26 protein-coding genes are annotated in these 22,558 nt (G+C 68.7%); 15 read left to right on the top strand and 11 right to left on the bottom strand.

The genetic code is table 11. The features are described from left to right. Nucleotides 1-30: 30 nt before the first annotated feature. The 7 genes from FHS74_RS20720 to FHS74_RS20690 form a co-directional block, all read right to left on the bottom strand. Nucleotides 31-672 (bottom strand): phosphoribosylanthranilate isomerase, encoded by a 642-nt coding sequence (locus FHS74_RS20720; protein ID WP_184804395.1) that lies wholly within the window; start codon nt 670-672, stop codon nt 31-33. A 124-nt stretch (nt 673-796) separates the two neighbouring features. After that, entirely contained in the window at nt 797-1,516 is a 720-nt protein-coding gene (gene pyrF, locus FHS74_RS20715) for an orotidine-5'-phosphate decarboxylase (protein ID WP_184804392.1), read from the bottom strand. A gap of 94 nt (nt 1,517-1,610) precedes the next feature. Then, nucleotides 1,611-2,207: an RNA 2',3'-cyclic phosphodiesterase gene (thpR, locus tag FHS74_RS20710; protein ID WP_184804389.1), complete on the bottom strand. Its 597-nt coding sequence runs from the start codon at nt 2,205-2,207 to the stop codon at nt 1,611-1,613. A 95-nt stretch (nt 2,208-2,302) separates the two neighbouring features. After that, entirely contained in the window at nt 2,303-2,674 is a 372-nt protein-coding gene (locus tag FHS74_RS20705; protein ID WP_184804385.1) for a type II toxin-antitoxin system VapC family toxin, read from the bottom strand. Beyond that, a complete protein-coding gene (locus tag FHS74_RS20700; RefSeq protein WP_184804382.1) occupies nt 2,671-2,862 on the bottom strand; it encodes a type II toxin-antitoxin system VapB family antitoxin in 192 nt (63 codons plus the stop codon). The genes FHS74_RS20705 and FHS74_RS20700 overlap by 4 nt, the downstream gene beginning before the upstream one ends. A gap of 216 nt (nt 2,863-3,078) precedes the next feature. Then, nucleotides 3,079-4,116: an NADP(H)-dependent aldo-keto reductase gene (locus FHS74_RS20695; RefSeq protein ID WP_184804379.1), complete on the bottom strand. Its 1,038-nt coding sequence runs from the start codon at nt 4,114-4,116 to the stop codon at nt 3,079-3,081. Between the two features lie 90 nt (nt 4,117-4,206). After that, nucleotides 4,207-4,848 (bottom strand): arylesterase, encoded by a 642-nt coding sequence (locus tag FHS74_RS20690; RefSeq protein WP_184804376.1) that lies wholly within the window; start codon nt 4,846-4,848, stop codon nt 4,207-4,209. Nucleotides 4,849-5,010: 162 nt separating this feature from the next. Between FHS74_RS20690 and FHS74_RS20685 the strand changes: the two genes are divergently transcribed. Genes FHS74_RS20685 through FHS74_RS20660 form a run of 6 tightly spaced genes read left to right on the top strand, consistent with a single transcriptional unit; the run spans nt 5,011 to nt 9,606 of the window. After that, nucleotides 5,011-5,718, top strand: coding sequence for an ABC transporter ATP-binding protein (locus FHS74_RS20685; protein WP_184804373.1), 708 nt, complete (start codon nt 5,011-5,013; stop codon nt 5,716-5,718). A 9-nt stretch (nt 5,719-5,727) separates the two neighbouring features. Continuing rightward, a complete protein-coding gene (locus FHS74_RS20680; RefSeq protein ID WP_184804370.1) occupies nt 5,728-8,289 on the top strand; it encodes an ABC transporter permease in 2,562 nt (853 codons plus the stop codon). A 40-nt stretch (nt 8,290-8,329) separates the two neighbouring features. Next, nucleotides 8,330-8,587, top strand: coding sequence for a BrnT family toxin (locus FHS74_RS20675; RefSeq protein WP_184804367.1), 258 nt, complete (start codon nt 8,330-8,332; stop codon nt 8,585-8,587). Nucleotides 8,588-8,642: 55 nt separating this feature from the next. Then, nucleotides 8,643-8,924, top strand: a complete 282-nt coding sequence (locus tag FHS74_RS20670) for a BrnA antitoxin family protein (protein ID WP_246463258.1) — start codon at nt 8,643-8,645, stop codon at nt 8,922-8,924. A gap of 10 nt (nt 8,925-8,934) precedes the next feature. After that, nucleotides 8,935-9,222: a nucleotidyltransferase family protein gene (locus tag FHS74_RS20665; RefSeq protein ID WP_184804361.1), complete on the top strand. Its 288-nt coding sequence runs from the start codon at nt 8,935-8,937 to the stop codon at nt 9,220-9,222. A gap of 36 nt (nt 9,223-9,258) precedes the next feature. Further along, nucleotides 9,259-9,606, top strand: coding sequence for a HepT-like ribonuclease domain-containing protein (locus FHS74_RS20660; protein ID WP_184804359.1), 348 nt, complete (start codon nt 9,259-9,261; stop codon nt 9,604-9,606). A gap of 181 nt (nt 9,607-9,787) precedes the next feature. On the opposite strand, the gene FHS74_RS20655 is transcribed toward FHS74_RS20660, so the two are convergent. Together FHS74_RS20655 and FHS74_RS20650 are read right to left on the bottom strand one after the other, a co-directional pair. Beyond that, nucleotides 9,788-10,015 (bottom strand): hypothetical protein, encoded by a 228-nt coding sequence (locus tag FHS74_RS20655; RefSeq protein ID WP_184804356.1) that lies wholly within the window; start codon nt 10,013-10,015, stop codon nt 9,788-9,790. 80 nt (nt 10,016-10,095) lie between these two features. Continuing rightward, nucleotides 10,096-11,169 carry a patatin-like phospholipase family protein gene (locus FHS74_RS20650; protein WP_184804353.1) on the bottom strand — a complete coding sequence of 358 codons (1,074 nt, stop codon included), beginning with the start codon at nt 11,167-11,169 and terminating at the stop codon, nt 10,096-10,098. A gap of 461 nt (nt 11,170-11,630) precedes the next feature. Here FHS74_RS20650 and FHS74_RS20645 point away from each other — a divergent pair, with 461 nt between their 5' ends. From FHS74_RS20645 to FHS74_RS20605, 9 genes are all read left to right on the top strand, one after another. Beyond that, the gene (locus FHS74_RS20645) at nt 11,631-12,104 is read left to right on the top strand and encodes an HPr kinase/phosphorylase (RefSeq protein WP_184804350.1); all 474 of its coding nucleotides are present in this window, start codon (nt 11,631-11,633) and stop codon (nt 12,102-12,104) included. After that, nucleotides 12,101-13,048: an RNase adapter RapZ gene (gene rapZ, locus FHS74_RS20640; protein ID WP_184804348.1), complete on the top strand. Its 948-nt coding sequence runs from the start codon at nt 12,101-12,103 to the stop codon at nt 13,046-13,048. The genes FHS74_RS20645 and rapZ overlap by 4 nt, the downstream gene beginning before the upstream one ends. Continuing rightward, entirely contained in the window at nt 13,045-13,446 is a 402-nt protein-coding gene (locus FHS74_RS20635) for a PTS sugar transporter subunit IIA (protein ID WP_184804345.1), read from the top strand. Before rapZ ends, FHS74_RS20635 begins: the two co-directional genes overlap by 4 nt. A gap of 3 nt (nt 13,447-13,449) precedes the next feature. Further along, a complete protein-coding gene (locus FHS74_RS20630; protein ID WP_246463257.1) occupies nt 13,450-13,764 on the top strand; it encodes an HPr family phosphocarrier protein in 315 nt (104 codons plus the stop codon). Between the two features lie 7 nt (nt 13,765-13,771). Further along, nucleotides 13,772-15,577: a phosphoenolpyruvate--protein phosphotransferase gene (gene ptsP, locus FHS74_RS20625; RefSeq protein ID WP_184804342.1), complete on the top strand. Its 1,806-nt coding sequence runs from the start codon at nt 13,772-13,774 to the stop codon at nt 15,575-15,577. A 76-nt stretch (nt 15,578-15,653) separates the two neighbouring features. Further along, entirely contained in the window at nt 15,654-15,950 is a 297-nt protein-coding gene (locus tag FHS74_RS20620; protein WP_184804339.1) for a FitA-like ribbon-helix-helix domain-containing protein, read from the top strand. Continuing rightward, entirely contained in the window at nt 15,947-16,387 is a 441-nt protein-coding gene (locus FHS74_RS20615) for a type II toxin-antitoxin system VapC family toxin (RefSeq protein ID WP_184804336.1), read from the top strand. Before FHS74_RS20620 ends, FHS74_RS20615 begins: the two co-directional genes overlap by 4 nt. Before the next feature lie 188 nt (nt 16,388-16,575). After that, nucleotides 16,576-17,886: an adenosylhomocysteinase gene (gene ahcY, locus FHS74_RS20610; RefSeq protein ID WP_184804333.1), complete on the top strand. Its 1,311-nt coding sequence runs from the start codon at nt 16,576-16,578 to the stop codon at nt 17,884-17,886. A 204-nt stretch (nt 17,887-18,090) separates the two neighbouring features. Beyond that, nucleotides 18,091-20,583 (top strand): ATP-binding protein, encoded by a 2,493-nt coding sequence (locus FHS74_RS20605; protein WP_281384676.1) that lies wholly within the window; start codon nt 18,091-18,093, stop codon nt 20,581-20,583. Nucleotides 20,584-20,647: 64 nt separating this feature from the next. On the opposite strand, the gene FHS74_RS20600 is transcribed toward FHS74_RS20605, so the two are convergent. Then, nucleotides 20,648-21,220 (bottom strand): nucleotide exchange factor GrpE, encoded by a 573-nt coding sequence (locus FHS74_RS20600; RefSeq protein WP_184804330.1) that lies wholly within the window; start codon nt 21,218-21,220, stop codon nt 20,648-20,650. A gap of 130 nt (nt 21,221-21,350) precedes the next feature. Then, entirely contained in the window at nt 21,351-22,385 is a 1,035-nt protein-coding gene (gene hrcA / locus FHS74_RS20595) for a heat-inducible transcriptional repressor HrcA (RefSeq protein ID WP_184804557.1), read from the bottom strand. Nucleotides 22,386-22,558: the final 173 nt, after the last annotated feature.

Below are 22,558 nucleotides of genomic sequence, written 5' to 3'. Positions count from 1 at the left end.
AAAGGCGATTCCACCTTTGGGCGATCTGCTCTAGGCGCCGCGCACGGCGTTCAGGAAAGCGTGGATGAGGGCCGGGTCCTTGTGGCCCGGCCTGTCCTCCACGCCGGACGACACATCCACCGAGGCGGCGCCGCTGATGCGGATGGCGTCGGCCACCGTCTCCGGTGTCAGGCCGCCGGACAGCATCCAGGGCTTGGACCAGTGACGGCCGGTCAGCAGGGTCCAGTCAAAGGCGACGCCGTTGCCGCCAGGCAGGGCGGAACCCTTCGGCGGCTTGGCATCGAACAACAGCATGTCCGCCACCGGTTCATAGGCCGAGGCGGCATCCAGGTCGGCCGCCGTTTCCACCTTCAGCGCCTTCATGACGGGCACACGGTGGGCGGCGCGAATCCCGGCGACCCGTTCCGGCGTCTCGTCGCCGTGCAACTGGATCAGGTCCAGCGGCACCTGGGCCAGCGCCCGGTCCAGGAAGGCGTCGGTGGGATCGACGAACAGGCCCACGGTGCGCACGCCCGTGGGCACCGTGCGCGCCAGTTCCGCCGCCAGGGGCAGCGAGACGTTGCGCGGTGACTTCGCGAAGAACACCAGCCCGATATAGCGGGCACCGCCGGATGCCGCCGCCGTCAGCGCCTCGGGATGATTGATCCCACATATCTTCGCCTTGACGGGCATTTTCGTGTTCCTCAAGCGTCGGCGGCGCATCCGCGCCTTGGCTATCCTCAGTTTCCAGTCCGCTGTGCTCCCCAGAAACTTCCGGCGCCCGCGGTCGGGGGCTAAGGGGGCGGCCTGGTATTCCTTACGCCGCCAACTCGGTGACGATGCGCTGGGCGGCCTGCACGGGGTCGGGGGCGTCGGTGATGGGGCGGCCGATGACCAGGTAGGTGGCGCCGGCCGTCACGGCGGCCGCCGGGGTCATGATGCGCTTCTGGTCGTTGGCCGACGCCCAGACGGGGCGGATGCCCGGCACCATCAGGGTGAAGTTGGGGCCTAGTTGCCGGCGCAGCACGGCGCATTCGTTGGGGGAGCAGACGACGCCGTCCAGCCCGGCGACATGGGCGAGGTCGGCCAGCAACGCCACCTGGTCCGCCACCGGCCGGTCCACACCCACCGATGCCAGGTCCAGCACGCTCATGCTGGTCAGCACGGTGACGCCCAGCAGTTTGGGCCGCGGTAGCCCCAGTTGGGTTGCGGTTTCGTCGGCGGCGTCCGCCGCCGCCCGCATCATCGCCGCCCCGCCCAGGGTGTGCAGGGTGATGAAGGCGGGGGCCAGCGGCATGACGGCCCGGATGGCGCCCGCCACGGTGTTGGGGATGTCGTGCAGCTTCAGGTCCAGGAACAGGGGCAGGTCCAGCCCCTCGGTCACGGCGCGGACGCCGTCAGGCCCCGCCGCGCAGAAGAACTCCAGCCCTAGTTTGATGCCGCCGACATGGCCGGCCAGCCGCTGGGCCAGGGCGCGGGCGGCATTCGGCTCGGGCGTGTCCAGGGCGACGAAGGTGCGGCGGGCGGGCGGGATCATGGCGGGGCGCATCTCCGGCTGGGGCGAGTCGATGGGACTTTAGAGGAAATACGGGATCCGCCACCGTCGCGCATGCGCAATTATCCGCGCGTTCCTATGCGCCGTCCTCGCCCCCATCATCATCCCCATTGGCCGCCCGCTCTGGCCGCCAACCGCCCAGCGGGTAGGAGCGCAGGGCGTGATAGGTGCTGCCCTGGCGACCCAGCACGCTTTCATAAAGGATGAACTGGTCCACCGGGAACGGGCCCGCCTGGAACAGGCCGTATTCCTCCAGGAAACGGCCAAGGCGCGCCGGGGGGGTATCCCGGCCCAGGGTCGCCAGGGTGACATGGGGGCTGAACTTGCGCGTCTCCGCCGGCAGTCCCGTCCGCACCACGGCACTCTCCACCTTGGCCTGCAGGTGGTCCAGGGCCGGCTCGGGGCCCACCCCGGCCCACAGGGTGCGGGCCCGCACGCCCTGGCCGAAATGGCCCAGCCCGTCCAGCGTCAGGGCGAAGGGGGGCGCCGTCACCAGGTCCAGCGCCTCATCCACATCCTGCGCCACGCCCTCATCCACCTCGCCGATGAAACGCAAGGTCAGATGATGGTTTTCCGGCCGCACCCAACGGGCCCCGGGCAGGCCGCCGGCCAAGCGGGACAGGGTGTTGCGCACCGCTTCCGGCATCGCCAGACCCACGAACAGGCGGATCATCTTCTCCCTCCCCACCGAATCCCCGTCCGCACCGGGGCCCGGTCCCCGGGGGCGGACCCTTCAAGCCAGCGTGGCCTTCCGCACCTTCCGCGCCGTCAATGTAGTACGCCGGCATGGAGTTTCAGGCGCTCCGCCGTCTGTGCCAGCCGCTTGTCGCGTGTCCACAGGGCCGTGCCGCTGGTGAGCCGCGTCGCCGCCAGCAAGTGCGCGTCCACATAGCCGATACCGGAGCCTGACAGGGCATGCTCACGGATGAAATGCAGGACTTCACCCTCGCGGGCGACCACCGCTTGCGGCAGATCGGCAAGGAGTCCAAGGATTTCGTCCCGCTGGCGCAAATTGCCAAGCGCCAGCTCACCCAGGATGAACGGATGGGCAAGCACGCGCCCTTCATTCAGCAATCGGCTCAAGACCGGATCACCCTGCCGCAGGTGGTCGACCCAGATGGAACTGTCCACCAGGATCATTCAGGACGCCGCCGGGATGCCGTCTCCAGCTCCGGCTCGCTGCCGCCCAGGAGCGCAAGCCTTCGGGCGGTTTCGCGCTCGATCAGGGCCTTCAGGGCCTCACGCACCAATTCGGCCTTTTCCTTCAGGCCAGTGAAGGATTGCGCCTTGGCCACCAGGTCATCATCAAGCGCGAGTGTCGTACGCATGGAAGCCTCCAATTCAAGGCACGAATTTGGCACCGATCCGTGGCAGGTTCAATGCCTAGAAGGCCATGTAACCGAAGGCGCCTCCCTGTTCTTCGTCGCCCGGCCGGTATCCGATACCGCGCCCTTGCGCAGGATCAGGTCCCGGCCAGGCGGAACATCTTCTCCCTCCGCACCGGGGCCCGGTCCCCGGGGGCGGGCCTTTCAAGCAGGGGGCCGTCAGGGACAAGGTGACGGGTTGGCGCGGTGCACGGCCTCGATCTCCGCCAGCACCGCCTCATCCAGTTTAAGGTCGAACGCGGCGATATTGCTTTCAAGGGTGGCCATGCTGGTGGCGCCGATGATGGTGGCGGTCACGAAGGGCTGCCGGTGCACGAACGCGATGGCCATCTGCGTCGGGTCCAGGCCATGGCGGCGGGCAATGTCCAGATAGGCCTGGGTGGCGGCGTCCGCGCCCGGCCGGTCATAGCGTGAGCCGCGGCCATCGATGGACCGGCGGGTGCCTTCCGGCACGGCGCCGTTCAGGTACTTGCCGCTCAAGGTGCCGGCGCCCAGGGGCGAATAGGCCAGCAGGCCCACCTGCTCGCGCACCGCCACTTCCGCCAGGTCACCGTCGAAGGCGCGGGACAGCAGGTTGTAGACGTTCTGGATGCTGGCGATGCGCGGCAAGCCCTGGCGCTCCGCCGCCCGCAGATAGGCCATGACGCCCCAGGCCGTCTCATTCGACACGCCGACATGCCGGACCTTGCCGGCCGTGACCAGTTCCCCCAACGCCTCCAGCGTCTCCTCGATGGGCACGCCACCATCGATGGCCTCGCCCTCCGGGGCCGGGCGGCCGAACAGGGCCAGCGGCCGTTGCGGCCAATGCACCTGATAGAGGTCGATGTGGTCGGTGCGCAGGCGGCGCAGGCTGGCCTCCACCGCGGCGGTGATGTTGGCGCGGTCCAGCCGGTGGCGGCCGTCCCGCACCCAGGGCGCCGGCGTCGGGCCGATGACCTTGCTGGCCAGGAAGATCTGGTCGCGCCGGCCGGTCTTGGCGAACCAGGTGCCGATGATCTCCTCCGTCCGGCCATAGGTCTCCGCCGTCGGGGGGATGGCGTACATCTCGGCGGTGTCGAAGAAGGTGATGCCCCGGTCGACGGCATAGTCCATCTGCGCGTGGCCCTCGGCCTCCGTGTTCTGGCGGCCCCAGGTCATGGTGCCCAGGCAGATGGCGCTGACGCTGATGTCGGTGCGACCGAGACGACGGTATTCCATGGCGGACTTCCTTCGATGCGGGAAAAGGTTAACGTCCGTCATACGCGACGGTGGGGGCCGGGGAATAGCCCCGGCGGAGCTGTAAAACCGCTATTTGCCGGAGGGCGCGGCGTCCTTGAGGGTGGTCAGCGCCTTGGCCACCACGGGTTTCAGCCCCCGGACCATGACCGCCACGCCATCGCCGTTGGGATGCATGCGGTCGGCGATGGTCAGCTTCGGGTCCAGGGCCACGCCGTCCAGGATGAAGGGGTAGAAGGGCACGGCGTACCGTTTGGCCAGGTCGGGATAGATCGTGTCGAAGGCCGCGACATAGTCCGCACCCAGGTTGGGCTGGGCCTTCATGCCAGCCAGGATGGTGGAAACGTGCCGGTCCTTCAGGGTGGCGAGGATCTTGTCCAGGTTGGCGCGGGTGGATTTGGGGTCCACGCCGCGCAGCATGTCGTTGGCGCCCAGTTCCACCACCACCAGGTCCGGCGCGTCGCCAAGCATCCAGTCCAGCCCGGCCAGGCCGCCGGCCGAGGTCTGGCCGGACACGGCGGTGTCGCCCACCGTGACGTCGAAGCCATCATGACGCAGCGCCGCCTCCAACTGGCGGGTCAGGCCCTGGCCCGGTGGCAGGTTGTAACCGGCCGACAGGCTGTCGCCCAGCACCACCACCTTCAAGGGGCGCGCCTGCGCCGCGCCGGCCGCCAGGCCCGCCAGCAGCAAGAGGGGAAGGAGGGAGAGTCGCATGCCGGAACCTGCTCGCTGTTGAAAACGCCCCTGGCCGAAGCCGGTTGAAGACACCCACGGGCTTGGCCCGTCAGAACACCCACGGACTTGGCCCGTTGAAAACCATCCGGGCCGGGCCATATCGGCTGGAGATCCCCGAAATCCCCTGAAAGCCCCGCGCCCATGCCCGTTTCCGAACCCGCCCTGCGCCTGGATGGCCTGACCCTGACGTTGGAAAGCGCCGCCGGCCGCGTCAACATCCTGAAAGGCATCGACCTTTCGATCCAGGCGGGGGAACGGATCAGTATCGTCGGGCCCAGCGGGTCGGGTAAATCCTCCTTGATGATGGTCATCGGCGGGCTGGAACGGCCCACCGGCGGCACGGTCGCCGTCGCTGGCCACACCCTGAACAGCCTGTCAGAGGATGGTCTCGCCCGCTTCCGCCGCGATCATGTGGGGATCGTCTTCCAATCCTTCCACCTCATGGGCGCGATGACGGCGCTGGAAAACGTGGCGTTGCCCATGGAACTGGCCGGCGACCTTGACGCCTTCGACCGTGCCCGCGATGGCTTGGCGGCCGTGGGCCTGGCCCACCGACTGGACCACTATCCCGGCCAACTGTCGGGTGGGGAGCAGCAGCGCGTGGCGCTGGCCCGCGCCTTCGCCCCCCGCCCCCGCCTGATCCTGGCGGATGAGCCCACCGGCAACCTGGACCAGGAAACGGGGGAGCAGATCATCCGCCTGATGTTCGACCAGGCGCGGCGCCATGGCACCACCCTGATCCTGGTGACCCACGATCCGGGCTTGGCCGCGCGCTGCGATCGCACCATCCGCCTGGCCGATGGCCGGGTGGTGGAGGACAGCGTGGCCCGCATCGCCTTGGCCGACTGAGGCGCCACCATGATCAACCTTGGTGAAGTGAAGCTGGCGGCCCGCCTGGCGCGGCGCGAACTGCGCGGCGGCATCCGGGGCTTCCGCATCTTCCTGCTGTGTCTGGCCTTGGGCGTGGGGGCGATCGCCGCCGTGCAGTCGGTGGCCGGTGGCATCCAGCGGTCCCTGACCCAGGACGGCCGCGCCATCCTGGGCGGCGACGCCTCCGTCCGCGTGCTGTACCGCGAGGCCACGGCGGAGCAGCGCCAGTGGCTGGAGGGGCAGGGCACGGTCGCCGTCACCGCCGACATGCGGGCCATGGCGCGCAAGGCGGTGGACGATCCTGGTGCCGACGCCGACCTGGGCGCCTCTGGCCTGGTGGAATTGAAGGCGGTGGACGGGCGCTATCCGCTCTATGGCCGGCTGACCCTGACGGACGGCGGCGCGGACGCGCAAGCCCGCCTGGCCGCGCGCGACGGCGTCTACGGCGCCTTCGTCGACGACACGCTGGCCGCCCGCCTGGACCTCAAGCCTGGCGACACCCTCATCGTCGGCGACGCCACGGTGCAGGTGCGCGGCATCATCGACCATGAGCCGGACAAGGCGGGGTCGGGCAGCATCGCCCTGGGCCCCCGCCTGATGATATCCGCCGACGCCCTGCCCAGCACCGGGCTGGTGCGGCCCGGCAGCCTGGTCAACTGGTCCTACCAGCTGCGTCTGCCCGATGGCACCGACGCCGCCGCCTGGGCCAAGATGGTCGACAAGACCTTTCCCGACGCCGGCTGGCGGGTGCGGGATTACCAGAACGCCGCCCCGCAGCTGACCCGGTTCATCGACCGGCTGGCCCAGTTCCTCACCCTGGTGGGCTTGACCGCCCTGCTGGTGGGCGGTGTGGGTGTGGGCAACGCCGTGCGCAGCCACATGGACGCCAGCGTCCATTCCATCGCCACGCTGAAATGCCTGGGAAGCCCCGCCCGCCTGATTTTTCAGATCTATCTGATGCAGATCCTGGCGCTGGCCGGCCTGGGCATCGCCGGCGGTTTGGTGCTGGGCGCCGTGCTGCCGCTGGCGGCGGGCCGGGCGTTGGCGGGCTTGCTGCCCATAACGGCGGAGATTGGCGTCTATCCCGGCCGCCTGGCGGTGGCCGCCCTGTTCGGCCTGGTGACGGCGCTGGTCTTTTCCCTGTGGCCCCTGGGCCAGGCGCAGGGCGTGCCGGCGGCGCGGCTGTTCCGCGAGGGTTTCGCCGGGCGGCGGGGCCGGCCGCCGCTGGTGGTGCTGGCCGCCTTGGCTTGGTTGGCGACCGCCTTGGGGGTGCTGGCCGTGCTGACCTCCGTCGATCAGAAGCTGGCGGCCTTCTTCGTCATCGGTGCCGCCGCCACCCTGCTGCTGTTCCTGGGGGCGGGCACCGGCATCACCCGCCTGGCCCGCCTGCTGCCCCGCCCCCGGCGCCCGTCCCTGCGTCTCGCGCTGGCCAACCTGCACCGGCCGGGCAATTTGTCGGGCATGGTGGTGCTGTCCCTGGGCTTGGGCCTGACGGTGCTGGTAGCCGTGGCCCTGATCGAAGGCAACTTCCGCCGCGAGGTGGGGGAGAGCCTGCCGGCCAACGCCCCCAGCTTCTTTTTCGTCGACATCCAGCCCGACCAACTGGACCCGTTCCGTCAGACGGTGCTGGCGGTGCCGGGCGCGCACGATCTGGAGACCACGCCCAGCTTGCGCGGCACCATCGTGCGGGTGGAGGGCAAGCCGGCGCAGGAGCAGGTGCACGACCCCGACAAGAAATGGGTGGTGAACGGCGACCGGGGTGTCACCTATCAGGCCGCGGCACCGGCGGGCGACAAGATCCTGGCTGGCGCCTGGTGGCCGGCGGACTACAGCGGCCCGCCCAAGCTGGCCATTTCCAAGGATATCGCCCAGGCCTTCGGCATCGGCCCCGGCGCCCACATGACCCTGTCCGTCCTGGGCCGCGAGATCGAGGCGGAGGTGGCGGTGGTGCGCGACCTGGACTTCACCACGCTGGGCATCAACTTCACCCTGGTGATGAGCCCCGGCGTGCTGGAGCATGCGCCCCAGACCTACCTCGCCACCGTGCGGGCGCCCGCGGCGGACGAGGCCGCCCTCCAACGCGCCGTCATCCGGGCCTTCCCCAACATCACCGCCATCCGGGTGAAGGAGGCGCTGGCCACCGTCTCCACCATCATTGTCAACATCGGCATGGCGGTGCGGGTGGTGGCCGCCGTCACCCTGGTGGCCGGCACCCTTGTGCTGGCTGGTGCCATCGCCGCCGGCCACCGCCGCCGCGTCTATGACGCCGTGGTGCTGAAGGTGCTGGGGGCGGCACGGGCCACCATCCTGCGCACCTTCCTGATCGAGTACGGTGCGCTTGGCCTGGTGACGGCGCTCATCTCCGGCGCCTTGGGCACGCTGACCGCCTGGGCGGTGCTGACCAAGGTCATGAGCATGAAATGGGTGTTCCTGCCCCAGACCTTGGTGCTGACCGCCGTGCTCAGCACCGCCATCACCCTGGCCCTGGGCCTGGTCGCGACCTGGCGGGCGCTCAGCCAGCCGGCGGCCCCGCTATTGCGGGAGGAGTGATAGGGCTTTTGTTACTACGGGTTTGTAGTAACATCCTCGTATGGACAGGCTGTTCGAATGGGATCCGATAAAGGCGGCGAGCAATCACCGCAAGCACGGGATCACCTTTGAAATCGCCATGCGCGCCTTCGATGATCCCTTCGCCCAAACCCGGCAGGATCGCATCGAAGGTGGTGAGATTCGTTGGCAGACCCTGGGTATGGTCAAAAGCAGTCTGGTGCTGTTGGTCGCCCATACTCTGTGGGAAGAGGACGACGAGGGCCAAACTGTCGAGGTCGTCCGCATCATCTCAGCCTGAAAGGCCACACGGACGGAAAGGCGCCGGTATGAGCACGAAGATGGTTAGGATGAAAATGTCCGATCTTCCTCCCTTGACCGAGGCGGAGGAGGCTCAATTGAAAGCCCTGGCCGAACGGCCGGACAGCGAAATCGACACCAGTGACATCCCCGAATTGACGGAGGAGTTCTGGAAGAACGCCGTGCGCGGTCGTTTCCACAAGCCGACCAAGACGTCAACCACCGTGCGGATCGACTCCGACGTGCTGGCTTGGCTGCGGTCACAGGGCAAGGGCTACCAATCCCGTATCAATGCCATCCTGAGGCGGGAAATGTTAGCCTCCCTCAAGAACGGCTGAGGAGGCGGCGATGAATCCGGAACAGGCGGTCAGCAAGCTGCGCGCCCATGAGGCCGAGTTGCACCGGGCCGGCGTGGCGCATCTGTTCCTGGTGGGGGACTCTGTTCCGGCGGAGCGGGGCGGCGGGGTGGAGCTGTTCCTGGACACCCATGACCCGCGCTTCAGCCTGATCGAGTTGGCCGACATCCAGGACAGGGTGCGGGCCATCCTGGGCCGCCAATCGGACGTGGTCACCCGTGACAGCCTGCACCCCCGGCTGCGCAACCGCATCGAGGCGGAAGCCCTGTGCGTGTTTTGAGCGGCCCTGGGCGTCTTTCGAAAGGCGGGGGTTGAGATGCGGCGCAGCGTCATCCTGCGGCTGGGCGATCTGAGGGAGATCCTGGACGGTATCAGCGGCATCACCGCCGGCATCGCCTATCCGGACTTCGCCGCCAACTGGGGCCTGCAGCGCGCCGTGGAGCGGGCGTTGGAAATGGTGTCCGCCTCCGTCCAGCACATCCCCGCCGACCTGAAGGCGGCGGAGCCCGATATTCCCTGGCGGCAGATCGCGGCCATGGGGCAACTGCTGCATCCCCCTGACCGGCGGGTGGCGACCCGCGTGCTGTGGAACAGCGTGCTGGAACACTTGCCGGCCCTGTCCGGCGCGGTGGAGCGTCTGATCGTGCTGACGGAAGGCCGCTGATGGGAAACTTAAGAGCAGCGGCACGAGATTCTGACTTGTGCCGCTGTAGCCCGCGACTGCGGGCGCTGGAGCTTTGCGGGGAGCGTAGCGGACTGGAAAGCGAGGAAGCCAAGCGACCGGATGGTCGCGCCCGGCGATTGAGGGCCGGCATTTGACCGGTCACGATCAAATGCCGTGGGTATTAGAGCAACACGTCCAGGAACATGCCGCGGCGGTAGCGCGCGGGCAGGGTCAGTATGCCGTTGACCATCAGACTGGCCAGTTCACGGGCGGTGGGCCAGCGGCTGCCCGGCTTGGCCTTTTGCACGGCGCGGGTGGGTGCGGGCGGCGGAACCAGCATGGAGTTCCGCCCCGAACCATCGGGGATCAGCCCGCCCAGGCGGGAAGAGGTGGGGCGCGTCTCGACCATGGGCGGATCATATAGCGATGAGGCCCCGCCGGCCAAGGCCCCTTAAGGCGCAATCCGGCGGAAGGGTCGTGCGGACGGCATCACAGATAATCGTGGACGATATCGACGCTGGTCTCCACGCCGACCTTGTCGAAATTGGCGGCCAGCCAGCACTCCGCCGTTTCCCGTCCCTTGGTGAACAGATATTGCAGGAACTCCGGCTCGGCGTTCAGCTTGCTGGAGGCGTGCATGTCGGCCAGGGCCTCGTCATTCTCGATGACGTGCATGCGCAGGGCCTTGTACTGGTCGGACTGCAGGTCGCCCGAGTCGATCAGGCGCGAGACGAAGCGGATGGAGCGCATTTCGCGCATCAGTGAGGCGTTGAAGGTGATCTCGTTCACCCGGTCGGCGATCTCGAACGGGGTCTTGGGCACGCCCTTGCGCATCAGCGGGTTGATTTGCACGACGATGATGTCGTGGCTCTCATTCTCATACGCGATGGGCCATAGCGACGGGTTGCCCATGAAACCGCCGTCCCAGAAATACTCCCCCTTGATCTCCACCGCCTGGAACATCTGGGGCAGGCAGGCCGAGGCCAGGACGGCATCCACCGTGATGTCGCGGTTGCGGAAGATCTTGACCTTGCCTGTCTCCACATTGGTGGCGGACAGGTAGAGATCGATGCCGGCGGCGTAGCGCACCACATCGAAATCCACCAGATCCTCCAGGATGCGGCGCAACGGGTTGATGCCCAGCGGATTGCTCTGATAGGGCGAGACCACCATGTTCATCAGGTTGATGAAGGCATAGCCCGGGCTGTCGTCCACCCGCCAGCTGCCGCGCAGCCGCGACAGCCAGCTGCGCTGCAGGGGGGAGGCGCGCCCGGCTTCGCCCACCTTGGTCCAGAAGGCGCGCAGCGCCTGGCGGGCGCCGTCGCGGCCGTCCTTGCCATAGCCATGGGCCATGACCACGGCGTTCATGGCGCCGGCGCTGGTGCCGGAAATGGCCTCCACCTCCAACCGGCCATCCTCCAGCAGGCGGTCCAGCACGCCCCAGGTGAAGGCCCCGTGCGACCCGCCCCCTTGCAGGGCCAGGTTGACCCGCTTGTGGGGCCGGCTGGCACGCCCCTGGTCGGGCGGGCGGGGCGTGTCCTGGGGGGAGGAATTGTCGGGCATGGGGAGACCTGTCGTTTGTTGGCCGATGGTGCGACGCAACCGGATGGTGGCGGCGGCAGAGGGGAAGGCGGCCGGCGTCCCGTGGGGCGGAAAAAAGATATGGGGCGGCTTCGCGAAGGGCCAAGGGCGGCATTTCGCCCCGTTCGGCAGGGCGACCCCCGAGGCGCAGTTTAGCCCCGCCGGTCGCTGGCCGTCTTTGGCAAATGTTCAACCGGCATGTTGCGCCGCCAAAAACGCAGGCGCCCGGCTTTGCGCGTTCCCGGGTCTTCTGGTAAAACCGGCGGCGAGCGGGGGGTATCCCATATCCATTCGCGCATGGGGGCGCGATGCCGTGGGGAATCCTGGGTGGTAAACGACAGGCTGTCGGGGGGACGATGAGCAGGGGGGGCGGGTCCGGGGGGGCCGCGCATACGCGTCATGCCATTGACAGGGGGGGCCATCGGTCGCACCTTCCCTCGACCATGATCCGCGTCCATGCCACTTGCGTCAGTGTTGGCGGCGCCGGCGTCCTCCTCCGGGGGGCGTCGGGGTCGGGAAAGTCCGACTTGGCCTTGCGTCTGGTGGATGCGGGCGCCCTGCTGGTCGCCGACGATCAGGTGCTCCTCACCGCCGATACCCCATCCGCGCCGACCGCCGTCCTGATCGCCACCGCGCCCGAACGCCTGGCCGGCCTGCTGGAAGTGCGCGGTGTCGGCATCCTGCCCGTTCCCTTCGCCCCGTCCGCCCCCCTTCGCCTGGTGGTGGATTTGATGGACCGCGACGCCGTCGCCCGTCTGCCGGACCCGGCCGCCGTGTCGCTGGCGGACGTCATGGTGCCCCGCGTCGCCCTTTGGCCCTTCGCCGCCTCGGCCCCCGCCACGGTGCGCCTGGTGTTGGCCACGCTGGCGGCGGGCCTGCCCCTGGTGCCCCCCACCTGGGAGGAGGTCGCGGCATGAGCCTGCAGCAGACGCCCGCCCCTGCGGTGGCGCCCCAGGACAAGGCCCCCCTGCCGCCGGTGGTGGTGATCACCGGCCTGTCCGGTGGCGGCCTCTCCACCGCGCTGAAGGCGCTGGAGGATCTGGGGTATGAGGCGGTGGACAATCTGCGCCTGTCGCTGCTGACCCATTTGGTGGAACAGGCCAGCGACCGGCCGCTGGCCATCGGCATCGACAGCCGCACCCGCGATTTCTCCGCCGACGCCGTGCTGGCGGAACTGGACCGGCTGCGCCACGCCACCGGCCGGCCGGTCAGCCTGCTGTTCATGGAGGCCTCGGACGAGGCGCTGCAGCGGCGCTATACCGAAACCCGCCGGCCCCATCCCCTGGCCACCGACCGCCCCGTGCCCGACGGCATCGCCCGGGAACGCACCTTGCTGTGGTCCTTGCGTGACAATGCCGATGTGGTCGTCGACACGACCCAGCTTTCCATCCACGATGTCCGCCGTCTGCTGGGCGGGCATTTCCGGTTGGACACGGCGCCGTCGTTGCATGTCTTCGTGACCAGCTTTTCGTTCCGCCACGGCGTCCCGCGTGAGGCTGACCTGGTGTTCGACGTCCGTTTCCTGGACAATCCCCACTGGGATCCCGATCTCCGTCCCCTGACCGGGAACGATCCGCCCGTGGGCGCCTTCATCGAGAAGGATGGGGATTTTCCCGCCTTCTTCGACAACCTCACCCGCTTGCTGGCCCCCCTGCTGCCCCGCTACATGAGCGAGGGCAAACGCTACCTCACCATCGCCGTGGGGTGCACCGGGGGTCGTCACCGCTCCGTCTTTGTCGCCAACCGGCTGGCGGCATGGTTGCAAACCCAGGGCTCCAGGGTGGGCGTCGCCCACCGGGAATTGGACCGGTCCGGCGTAGTCCCGGAGCCCGCGCTTGTCGTCAATAGGGAGACCCGATGATCGGTATGGTCCTCGTGACCCACGGCCGCCTGGCCGAGGAGTTCATACTGGCCCTCCAGCATGTGGTGGGGGAACAGCCGCAGGTGCGCGCGGTCTGCATTGGGCCGGAAGACGACATGGAAAAGCGGCGGGAAGACATCCTGGCCAAGGTCGCGGAGTGCGACAGCGGCGCCGGGGTGGTGGTCCTGACCGACATGTTCGGCGGCACGCCCTCCAACCTGGCCATCAGCATCATGGACCGCGCCAAGGTCGAGGTGATCGCCGGCGTGAACCTGCCCATGCTGATCAAGCTGGCGTCGGTGCGGAAGACGGAGACGCTGGAAAGCGCCGTCCAGGCCGCGCGCGAGGCGGGCCGCAAATACATCAACGTCGCCTCGTCCCTGTTGGCGGACAGCTGAGCCATGACGGGCGAAGGGGAGGGGGCGGATGGGCGTGACATGGGCGCCTTCGGGCCGCCGCGCACGGCGCTGATCCAGAATCGCCGGGGCCTGCACGCCCGCGCGGCCGCCAAATTCGTGAAGCTGGCGGCGGAATTCGACGCCGAGGTCGAGGTGGAGCGGGGCGATACCCAGGTCAACGGCCAGTCCATCATGGGGCTGATGATGCTGGCGGCCGCGATCGGCACCTCCATCACCCTGCGGGCCAAGGGCCCCCAGGGGGAACAGGCCCTGGACGCGCTGGTCGCCCTGGTCGATCGCAAGTTCGATGAGGACTGAACGGCAAATGGCCGATCGTTCATCTGGGCGTGAGGGTGGCCGGGGCCGCGCGGCGAAGGTCGTGGTGGACCGCGTGCTGCGGGGCGTGGGCGTGTCGTCCGGCATCGCCATCGGGCCGGCCCACGTGGTCGACGCCGGCGCGCTGCTGGCCCCGGAATACGCCGTCGTCGAGGCCGAGCTGGAGGCGGAAGTCCAACGCTTCGCCGCCGCCGCCGACAAGGCGCGCCGCCAGGTGCGCAAGCTGAAGAGCAAGGCGTCCACCCTGCCCGGCAGTGCCGCGGAGGAGATCGGCTTCCTGCTGGACGCCCATTTCGCCATGCTCTCGGGCTCCCGCCTCATGCGCGGGGTGGAACGGCGCATCCGCGAGGACAAGGTGAACGCCGAGGCGGCGGTGCAGGCGGAGATCACCAGCATCGCGCAAAGCTTCGCCGACATGGAGGACGCCTACCTGGCGGCCCGTGTCGCCGACGTGCGCGAGGTGGGGCAGCGCCTGCTGCGCAACCTGATGCAGCACAAATACCAGGCCTTCTCCTTCCTGCCGGAGGGCTGCATCGTCCTGGCGGAGGATCTGAGCCCCGCCGACACCGCGCTGATGGATCCGCGCCGCATCGCCGGCTTCGCCACCATGCTGGGCGGTGCCGAGGGGCACACCGCCATCATGGCGCGATCGCTCGGCCTGCCGGCGGTGCTGGGCACGCTGGGCCTGATGCAAGGCGTGCAGAACGGCGACACCGTGGTGGTGGACGGCATCACCGGCCAGGTCTGCGTCAACCCCAGCCCGGACGTGCTGGACGGATACCGCCGCCGGCGGGCGGAACTGCTGGCCGAGCGGGCGCAGCTGAAAAGCCTGCGCAAGCTGCCGGCCATCACCCGCGACGGCACCGCCGTCACGCTCAACGCCAACCTGGAGCTGCCGCGCGAGCTGGACGGCGCCATCGAGGTCGGCGCCTCGGGCGTGGGCCTGCTGCGTACCGAATTCCTGTTCATGAACCGCGAGGACCTGCCCGACGAGGATGAGCAGACGGAGATCCTGACCCGCATCGTCGCCAACATGGACGGCAAGCCGGTGACGGCCCGTACGCTGGACATCGGCGGGGAGAAGATCGCCACGGCGCTGCGGGGCTATTTCGCGGAGCCGACCAACCCCGCCCTGGGCCTGCGCGCCATCCGCCTGTCGCTGAAGGAACCCAAGCTGCTGGAAACCCAGCTGGCCGCCATGCTGCGCGCCGGCGCCCACGGCAATCTGCGCATCCTGCTGCCCATGATCAGCTCCATCGCCGAGGTGCGGCGGGTGCGCGAGATCATGGCGACGGTGGTGCGCCGCCTGCGCCGCCGGGGGGTGAAGATCGCCAGCCCCTTGCCCAAGCTGGGCATCATGATCGAGATTCCGGGGGCCGCCCTGTCGGCCGACGGGCTGGCGCCCTTCTGCGACTTTTTCGCCATCGGCACCAACGACCTGATCCAATACACCCTGGCCATCGACCGGGGCGACGAGCAGGTGGCCGACCTGTACGACCCGCTGCATCCGGCGGTGCTGCGCCTGGTGCAGTTCACCACCGAGGCGGCGCTAAGGGCCCGCATCCCCGTGTCCATTTGCGGCGAAATGGCCGGCGATCCCCGCTATACCGCCCTGCTGCTGGGCCTGGGCATCCGTGAGCTGTCCATGGCGCCCAACAACCTGCCGGTGGTGAAGCGCCGCCTGCGTGGCCTGGACCTGGTGGAGGCCACGCGCCGGGCCCGCACCATCATGGACCAGACCGACCAGGGCCGCATCGCGGCGTTGCTGGACGATTTCAACGACGCGGCGGCCTAACCGGGCTTGACCGGATTCCAACGTTGGCCGCACCTTCGGCACTGCCAGCATTGCTGGCAGTCGCTGGAGACCCCGCATGCCCACAGCATTGACCGTTCGTGGCCTGGATGAGGAATTGGTGCGCCGCCTGAAGCTGCGCGCCGCCCGCCATGGCCGTTCCATGGAAGCCGAGTGCCGTGACATTCTGCGCCAGGCCTTGGCCAACGAGCCGCAGGATTTCCGCGCGCTGGCGTCCTCGCTGCGCCAGTCCCTGGCCGACCGCCCCCACCGGCCGGCTGGCGACGTCATGGCCGGCGTGCGGACGGAGACCTGGGCCGCCGTGCCGGAAACGCGGGAGGTGGCGCCGGACCTCGGCGCGGGAGAGGAGGCATGAGCCTGCAATTCGTCATCGACGCCTCCGTGGCATTGCAATGGGTGGTGCCGGAGGCGACCAGCTCCGTGGCCGACCGCCTGCTGGGCCACCGCCTGCTGGCGCCCGACGTGCTGATGGGCGACCTGGCCCAGGTGCTGGGGGCCAAGGTGGTCCTGGGCGATCTGACGGCGGTGGAGGCCGCCACCGCCGCCATGGCCCTTCAGGGGGCGGAGGTGGAGCTGATGCCGTCGCGGCCCCTGCTGGCCGACGCGGTTCGCCTGGCGGCCCAGCTGACCCACCCGGCGCAAGACTGTCTGTACCTGGCCTTGGCGCAGGGACTGCAACTGGTCTACGTCACCGCGAACCCCGTCCTGGTGCGGGCGGTGCGCGGCCCCTTGGGTGGTCGCCTGGCCGGCCGGGTGGTGCTGGTGCACGAGGTCGAGCGGTTCTTGCGGTGACGCCCGGCCCCGGCGGGCTCGCGAACGGATAGCTTGCCAACAAATGCACACATAAAGATGTCTTTATGCTTGCTGGTCGGCCATCGCGCTGTTACACCCAGGCCCATCATCCAGCCTGGAAAGGCCGTGGCGTCGGCACCTCTTGCCCGCCCTGACGGCACCCACGGCACCAGAGGAGCATCGCCCCCATGACCGCCTTCACCGACTACAAAGTCCAGGACATCGGCCTCGCCGGCTGGGGTCGCAAGGAAATCACCATCGCCGAGACCGAGATGCCGGGCCTGATGGCCCTGCGCACGGAATACGCCGGCAAGAAGCCGCTGGACGGCGCCCGCATCGTCGGCTGCCTGCACATGACCATCCAGACCGCCGTGCTGATCGAGACGCTGGTGGATCTGGGCGCCTCCGTGCGCTGGTCCTCGTGCAACATCTTCTCGACCCAGGATCACGCCGCCGCCGCCATCGCCGCCGCCAACATCCCGGTCTTCGCCTGGAAGGGCGAGACGGAGGAGGAGTTCTGGTGGTGCATCGAGCAGACGCTGCGCGGCCCGGCCGAGGGTCCCTATGCTGGCTGGACCCCCAACATGATCCTGGACGATGGCGGCGACGTCACCCAGATCCTGCACGACAAGTACCCCGAGATCCTGGCCGGGATCCGCGGCCTGTCGGAAGAGACCACCACGGGCGTGCATCGCCTGTATGAGATGATGAAGAAGGGCACGCTGAAGGTTCCGGCCATCAACGTGAACGACAGCGTCACCAAGTCCAAGTTCGACAACCTGTATGGCTGCCGCGAGAGCCTGGTGGATGGCATCAAGCGCGCCACCGACGTGATGATGGCCGGCAAGGTCGCCGTGGTCTGCGGTTATGGCGACGTGGGCAAGGGCTCCGCCGCCTCGCTGCGCAGCCAGGGCGCCCGCGTCATGGTGACCGAGATCGACCCCATCAACGCCCTGCAGGCCGCCATGGAAGGCTACCAGGTCGTGACGATGGAAACGGCCGCCCCCCTGGGCGACATCTTCGTCACCGCCACCGGCAACGTCGACGTCATCACGCTGGACCATATGCGTGAGATGAAGGACCGCGCCATCGTCTGCAACATCGGTCACTTCGACAGCGAAATCCAGATCGCCGCCCTGCAGAACTACGTCTGGGAAGAAGTGAAGCCGCAGGTGGACGAGGTGGTGTTCCCCGATGGCAAGCGCCTGATCGTCCTGGCCAAGGGCCGCCTGGTGAACCTGGGCTGCGCCACCGGCCATCCCAGCTTCGTCATGTCCGCCAGCTTCACCAACCAGGTGCTGGCCCAGATCGAGCTGTGGAACAACCACGAGAAGTACGAGAACAAGGTCTACGTCCTGCCCAAGCACCTGGACGAGAAGGTCGCCCGCCTGCATCTGGCGAAGATCGGCGCCGCCCTGACCACGCTGACCCAGGCGCAGGCCGATTACATCGCCGTCAGCCCGCAGGGCCCGTTCAAGCCGGACCACTACCGGTACTAAGCGTCGAGACTGTCGCCCGGGCCGCAAGGCCCGGGACCTTTGGGGAAGGCCGGGTCGCAACGCCCGGCCTTTTCTTTTGCCCCCGTCATCGCCGCCGGAACATCGGGTCGCCAGGCTTTGTTCGGCGAGGCAAGGGTTTGCCACGAAAACGTAGCCTTCCGTTGGCTTGGCACCCACCCCGTCATTAACTAAGATTCAGGCGTCATGCCCAAGAACGCCGCGTCCCCGCCCATCGCGCTGCCCATCGCGCTTGCTGTCGCCGCCCTGGCCGCCTCCGGGATCCCGTGCTTGCGCCTGGTGTTCCCCGACCTGCCGCTCCCGCTGGTGCTGGCGGGGTCGGCCGCCAGCCTGGCGGCGGCGGGTGTCTGCCTGACGCGCCTGACCGGCCAGCGCGCCCGGGTGGCGGCGCGGGCGGGTCGGGCGGATGCCCTGCTGGCGGGCTGCCCTGATGAGTGGCTGGCCTGGCGGACCGGCCGCGTGGTGGCGGCCTCCTCCGGAATCGGCGGCTGGCTGGGGCTGCCGGCGCCCCAGCCGGGCGACCGGCCGCAGGACATCGTCCAGGCCTTCGCCCCGTCCGATGCCGACGCCCTGCGCCTGTCCATGCGCGAGTTGGAGGACGACGCCAAGCCCTTCGTCCGCCAGCTCTACTGTCCCCAGGGGCGGCGTACCCTGATGCTGATCGGCCGGCCGGCGGCGCCACCGGTCACGCCGGGGGATGGCGGCGACCAGCCGGCCGCCCTCAGCGTCCTGTGGCTGCGCGACGTGACCGGTGCGGCGGCCGATGTCCAGGCGCTGGCCGGGCGTTGCCAGGGGATGGAGGAAAGCCTCGCCCGCTTTCGCGGCGCCCTCGACCTGCTGCCCTTTCCTCTGTGGATGCGGCGGGCCGACGGCGCGCTGCTCTGGTGCAACCAGGCTTACGGCGCCGCGGTGGGGCTGGCCCCTGAGGAGGCCGTGGCCCAAGGGGTGGAATTGCTCACCGGCCCCGGCGCCGCGCGGTCGCTGGCCGCCCGCGCCTTGGCGGCCAAGGCGCCTGCCTCGGAAAGCCGCCATGTCATCGTCGCCGGCCAGCGGCGGTTGTTGCGCCTGACGGAAACGCCGCTGGCCGCTCCCGTGGGGGTGACCGGCGCCGGACCCGCCCTGCTGGGTCATGCGCTGGACTGCACCCGTGAGCAGGAACTGGCGTCGGAACTGGACCGTCACATCGCCGCCCACGCCGACGTGCTGGAACATTTGGGTTCCGCCATCGCCATCTACGGCGCCGATACCAAGCTGAAGTTCCACAACCGCTCCTACGCCCGCCTGTGGGGGCTGGACGAAGCCTGGCTGGCGACCGAGCCCGGCTATGGCGAGGTGCTGGAGGACCTGCGCAGTCGCCGCCGCCTGCAGGAGGAGGTGGACTTCCCCCGGTGGAAGCGCGCGCTGCTGGCCCAGTTCACCAATCTGACGGAACCGCGCGAGGACATGACCCACCTGCCGGACGGCACCACGCTGCGCAACATCACCGTGCCCCATCCCTTCGGCGGCCTGATGTTCGTGCTGGAGGACGTGACCAACGCCCTGGCGCTCGAGTCCTCCTACAACACCCTCATGGCCGTGCAGCAGGAGACGCTGGACAATCTGGCGGAGGGCGTGGCCGTGTTCGGCGGCGACGGCCGGCTGAAGCTGTGGAACCCGTCCTTCGCCCGCATCTGGCGCCTGAAGCCGATGGATTTGAACGGTGAGCCGCACATCACCCAGGTGATCGACAAGCTGCAGCCCCTGCTGGACCATGACGGCGACTGGCCGGCCCGGCGGCGCGCCATGATCGCCGATTTGCTGGAACGGTCCAGCTATGCCGGCCGGCTGGAACGCACGGACCGCAGCATCGTCGACGTTTCCAACGTGCCGCTGCCCGATGGCGCCGTGCTGATCAGCGTGCTGGACATCACCGACAGCGTGCGGGTGGAGGAGGCCTTGCGCGCCAGCAACGAGGCGCTGGCGACAGCCGACCGGCTGAAATCCGAATTCATCGCCAACGTCTCTTATCAGCTGCGCACGCCGCTGAACGCCATCATGGGCTTCGCCGAGATCCTGAATAACCAGTATTTCGGCGCCCTGAACGAACGCCAGGCGGACTATACCAAGGGCGTGCTGGAGGCCAGCCGCCGCCTGCTGGCCCTGATCAACGACATCCTGGACCTGGCCACCATCGAGGCCGGGTTCATGACCCTGGACCGCTCGCCCGTCGATGTCGCGCAGTTGCTGGAGGCGGTGTCGGGCCTGACCCTGGACTGGGCGCGCAAGCAGGATGTCACCCTGCGGGTGGAACATCCCTGCGACATCGGCATGCTGGATGCCGACGAGCGCCGATTGAAACAGGCGCTGTACAACCTGGTCAGCAATGCCGTGAAGTTCACGCCGCCGGGCGGCCAGGTGGTGCTGGCGGCCACGCGCCAGATGGGTGAGCAGGGACCTGAGATGGTGTTGTCGGTCAGCGACACCGGCATCGGCATTCCCGCCGCCGATCGTCAGCGGGTGTTCAACAAGTTCGAACGGGGCGAGGTGCAGAACCATCCCGCCGGCGCCGGCCTGGGCCTATCGCTGGTGAAAAGCTTCGTCGAACTGCATGGCGGCTGGGTGGAAATCAGCGATAGCGAGCATGGCACGCTGATCCAGTGCCACCTGCCCCTACGCCAGCCCGCCGCGATGGCGGTTTAGTTCCAAGAGGGGCGCCCTCAAACGGCGGGGGTTTCCGCCCGCCGTTTGAGGGAAACGGCGCGTGTCACGCGCTGGTGTCGACCTTGCCGGCGTTGGTGCCGGCCTTGGCGACGCAGACCATGGCCTCGCGCAGCAGGCGGCCCTGGATGGTGTAGCCGGGCTGCAGGATGGTGACGACGGTGCCGGCGGGCTTGCCGCTGGCGTCGACCTCGGCCACCACCTGGTGGAAGTTGGGGTCGAAAGGCTGGTTCAGCGGATCCAACTTCACGATGCCGGCGCGGTCGAAGGCGGCGATCAGCTGGCGCTCGGTCGCTTCCACGCCGGTCAGCAGGTTGTTCACCTGGTCGTTGCCGGTGCGCACATCGGCCGGCACGGCCTCGATGGCGCGGCGCAAATTGTCGGCCACGGCCAGCAGCTCCTTGGCGAAGCCGGACACGGCGTACTTGGCGGTGTCCTCACGTTCCTTCTGGGCGCGGCGGCGGGTGTTCTCCGCCTCGGCGATGCTGCGCAGCAGCTGGTCCTTCAGGGACGCGACCTCGGCCTCCAGCGTGGCGACGGCATCCTTGGCGGCCGGCGCTTCCTGCTGCGGGGCGGCGTCGGTTTCGGGGGCGGCGGTCGTCTCGGTGTGATCGGTCATCTTGCGTGCGGTCTCTACGGGTGTGCGGAAGAAGGCGGCTTGCCACCGCCGGGACGGGTGGAAGATAGGTATACTACAGCCGTCGCGCCAGAGGCCATGCGGCGGCGGTGGGGTCAATAATGGGGCGGCCCTAGCCGATCATCCGGCTGATGACCTTCGCGGTATAGTCAACCATGGGAATGATGCGGGCGTAATTGATCCGTGTCGGTCCGATCACCCCGATGGCGCCGACGATCTGGTCCTTGCCGTTGGTGTAGGGCGAGACGATCAGGGAACAGCCGGCGTGGCTGAACAGGTTATTCTCCGCCCCGATGAAGATTTGCACGCCCTCCGCACTACCCGTCGCCTCCAGCAGGCGCATCATGGCGTCGCGGGTCTCCAGCGCCTCGAACAGGCTGCGGATGCGTTCCAGGTCCGACAGGGCGCTGACATCGTCCAACAGCTTGGCCTGGCCGCGCACGATCAGCACGCCGTTGTTACGGCTGCCGGCCCAGGTGGCCATGCCCGTGTCCACCACCCGGCGGGTCAGCTCGTCCAGCTGGGTGCGCTGTTCCTCCGCTTCCGCCAGCAGGCGGGTGCGGGCCTCGGCCAGGGTGCGGCCGACCACGCGGGCGTTCAGGTAATTGCTGGCCATCTGCAGGACGGAGGAGGGGATGCCCATCGGCACCTCCACCACCCGGTTCTCCACCAGGCCGTCCTCCGTCACCAGCACCACCAGGGCGCGGCCGGGCTGCAGGTTCACGAATTCGATATGCTTCAGCGGCCGGTCGGTCTTGGGCGCCATCACCAGCCCGGCGCAGGACGACAGGCCCGACAGCATGGTCGTCGCCTCTTCCAGCGCCTCGGGCAGGGAGCGGCCGGAGGCGGCGCACTGGGCGTCGATGCTGACCCGCTCATCCTCCGACAGGTCCCCCACTTCCAGCAGGCCGTTGACGAACAGGCGCAGGCCCACCTCCGTCGGCACGCGGCCGGCCGAGGTGTGCGGGGCCTTCAGCAGGCCCAGCTCCTCCAAATCCGCCATGACGTTGCGGATGGTGGCCGGCGACAGGCTGATGCCCAGGCGCCGCGACAGGGTGCGGCTGCCGACTGGCTCGCCCGTTTCGACATAAGCTTCCACGATCTGCCGGAAGATGTCGCGGGAACGCTGGTTCATCTCGGTGATCATGGGGGCGCGGGTCGGGTCCACGGGGTGGCGGCGGGCCTCAAGGCACGCCCATCCCTAAATCTAATGGGCGCGGCGGGTGTTATCAATCACCCCGGATCAATCCCGCCGGGCCCCCTGGGCTCCCTGTGCCCCTTGGGCCGCCCCGGCGGCGGGCGTGCCATGCGTGGGCACAT

This window comes from Nitrospirillum iridis, assembly GCF_014205765.1.
In the GTDB taxonomy this organism is placed as follows: domain Bacteria; phylum Pseudomonadota; class Alphaproteobacteria; order Azospirillales; family Azospirillaceae; genus Nitrospirillum; species Nitrospirillum iridis.
The sequence above is the reverse complement of the archived record's forward strand: the minus strand, read 5'-3'. Positions and strand labels throughout refer to the sequence as shown.

What these genes read in the sequence shown, in the direction of transcription:
- FHS74_RS20680 (WP_184804370.1), top strand. Translation starts at nt 5,728, where the DNA reads ATGATCAACCTTGGTGAAGTGAAGCTGGCGGCCCGCCTGGCGCGGCGC.
- FHS74_RS20690 (WP_184804376.1), bottom strand. Translation starts at nt 4,848, where the DNA reads ATGCGACTCTCCCTCCTTCCCCTCTTGCTGCTGGCGGGCCTGGCGGCC.
- pyrF (WP_184804392.1), bottom strand. Translation starts at nt 1,516, where the DNA reads ATGATCCCGCCCGCCCGCCGCACCTTCGTCGCCCTGGACACGCCCGAG.
- thpR (WP_184804389.1), bottom strand. Translation starts at nt 2,207, where the DNA reads ATGATCCGCCTGTTCGTGGGTCTGGCGATGCCGGAAGCGGTGCGCAAC.
- FHS74_RS20665 (WP_184804361.1), top strand. Translation starts at nt 8,935, where the DNA reads ATGAATCCGGAACAGGCGGTCAGCAAGCTGCGCGCCCATGAGGCCGAG.
- FHS74_RS20600 (WP_184804330.1), bottom strand. Translation starts at nt 21,220, where the DNA reads ATGACCGATCACACCGAGACGACCGCCGCCCCCGAAACCGACGCCGCC.
- rapZ (WP_184804348.1), top strand. Translation starts at nt 12,101, where the DNA reads ATGAGCCTGCAGCAGACGCCCGCCCCTGCGGTGGCGCCCCAGGACAAG.
- FHS74_RS20700 (WP_184804382.1), bottom strand. Translation starts at nt 2,862, where the DNA reads ATGCGTACGACACTCGCGCTTGATGATGACCTGGTGGCCAAGGCGCAA.
- FHS74_RS20655 (WP_184804356.1), bottom strand. Translation starts at nt 10,015, where the DNA reads ATGGTCGAGACGCGCCCCACCTCTTCCCGCCTGGGCGGGCTGATCCCC.
- ahcY (WP_184804333.1), top strand. Translation starts at nt 16,576, where the DNA reads ATGACCGCCTTCACCGACTACAAAGTCCAGGACATCGGCCTCGCCGGC.
- FHS74_RS20615 (WP_184804336.1), top strand. Translation starts at nt 15,947, where the DNA reads ATGAGCCTGCAATTCGTCATCGACGCCTCCGTGGCATTGCAATGGGTG.
- hrcA (WP_184804557.1), bottom strand. Translation starts at nt 22,385, where the DNA reads ATGATCACCGAGATGAACCAGCGTTCCCGCGACATCTTCCGGCAGATC.
- FHS74_RS20695 (WP_184804379.1), bottom strand. Translation starts at nt 4,116, where the DNA reads ATGGAATACCGTCGTCTCGGTCGCACCGACATCAGCGTCAGCGCCATC.
- FHS74_RS20685 (WP_184804373.1), top strand. Translation starts at nt 5,011, where the DNA reads ATGCCCGTTTCCGAACCCGCCCTGCGCCTGGATGGCCTGACCCTGACG.
- FHS74_RS20650 (WP_184804353.1), bottom strand. Translation starts at nt 11,169, where the DNA reads ATGCCCGACAATTCCTCCCCCCAGGACACGCCCCGCCCGCCCGACCAG.
- FHS74_RS20705 (WP_184804385.1), bottom strand. Translation starts at nt 2,674, where the DNA reads ATGATCCTGGTGGACAGTTCCATCTGGGTCGACCACCTGCGGCAGGGT.
- ptsP (WP_184804342.1), top strand. Translation starts at nt 13,772, where the DNA reads ATGGCCGATCGTTCATCTGGGCGTGAGGGTGGCCGGGGCCGCGCGGCG.
- FHS74_RS20645 (WP_184804350.1), top strand. Translation starts at nt 11,631, where the DNA reads ATGATCCGCGTCCATGCCACTTGCGTCAGTGTTGGCGGCGCCGGCGTC.
- FHS74_RS20675 (WP_184804367.1), top strand. Translation starts at nt 8,330, where the DNA reads ATGGACAGGCTGTTCGAATGGGATCCGATAAAGGCGGCGAGCAATCAC.
- FHS74_RS20620 (WP_184804339.1), top strand. Translation starts at nt 15,654, where the DNA reads ATGCCCACAGCATTGACCGTTCGTGGCCTGGATGAGGAATTGGTGCGC.
- FHS74_RS20660 (WP_184804359.1), top strand. Translation starts at nt 9,259, where the DNA reads ATGCGGCGCAGCGTCATCCTGCGGCTGGGCGATCTGAGGGAGATCCTG.
- FHS74_RS20635 (WP_184804345.1), top strand. Translation starts at nt 13,045, where the DNA reads ATGATCGGTATGGTCCTCGTGACCCACGGCCGCCTGGCCGAGGAGTTC.
- FHS74_RS20670 (WP_246463258.1), top strand. Translation starts at nt 8,643, where the DNA reads ATGTCCGATCTTCCTCCCTTGACCGAGGCGGAGGAGGCTCAATTGAAA.
- FHS74_RS20720 (WP_184804395.1), bottom strand. Translation starts at nt 672, where the DNA reads ATGCCCGTCAAGGCGAAGATATGTGGGATCAATCATCCCGAGGCGCTG.
- FHS74_RS20605 (WP_281384676.1), top strand. Translation starts at nt 18,091, where the DNA reads ATGCCCAAGAACGCCGCGTCCCCGCCCATCGCGCTGCCCATCGCGCTT.
- FHS74_RS20630 (WP_246463257.1), top strand. Translation starts at nt 13,450, where the DNA reads ATGACGGGCGAAGGGGAGGGGGCGGATGGGCGTGACATGGGCGCCTTC.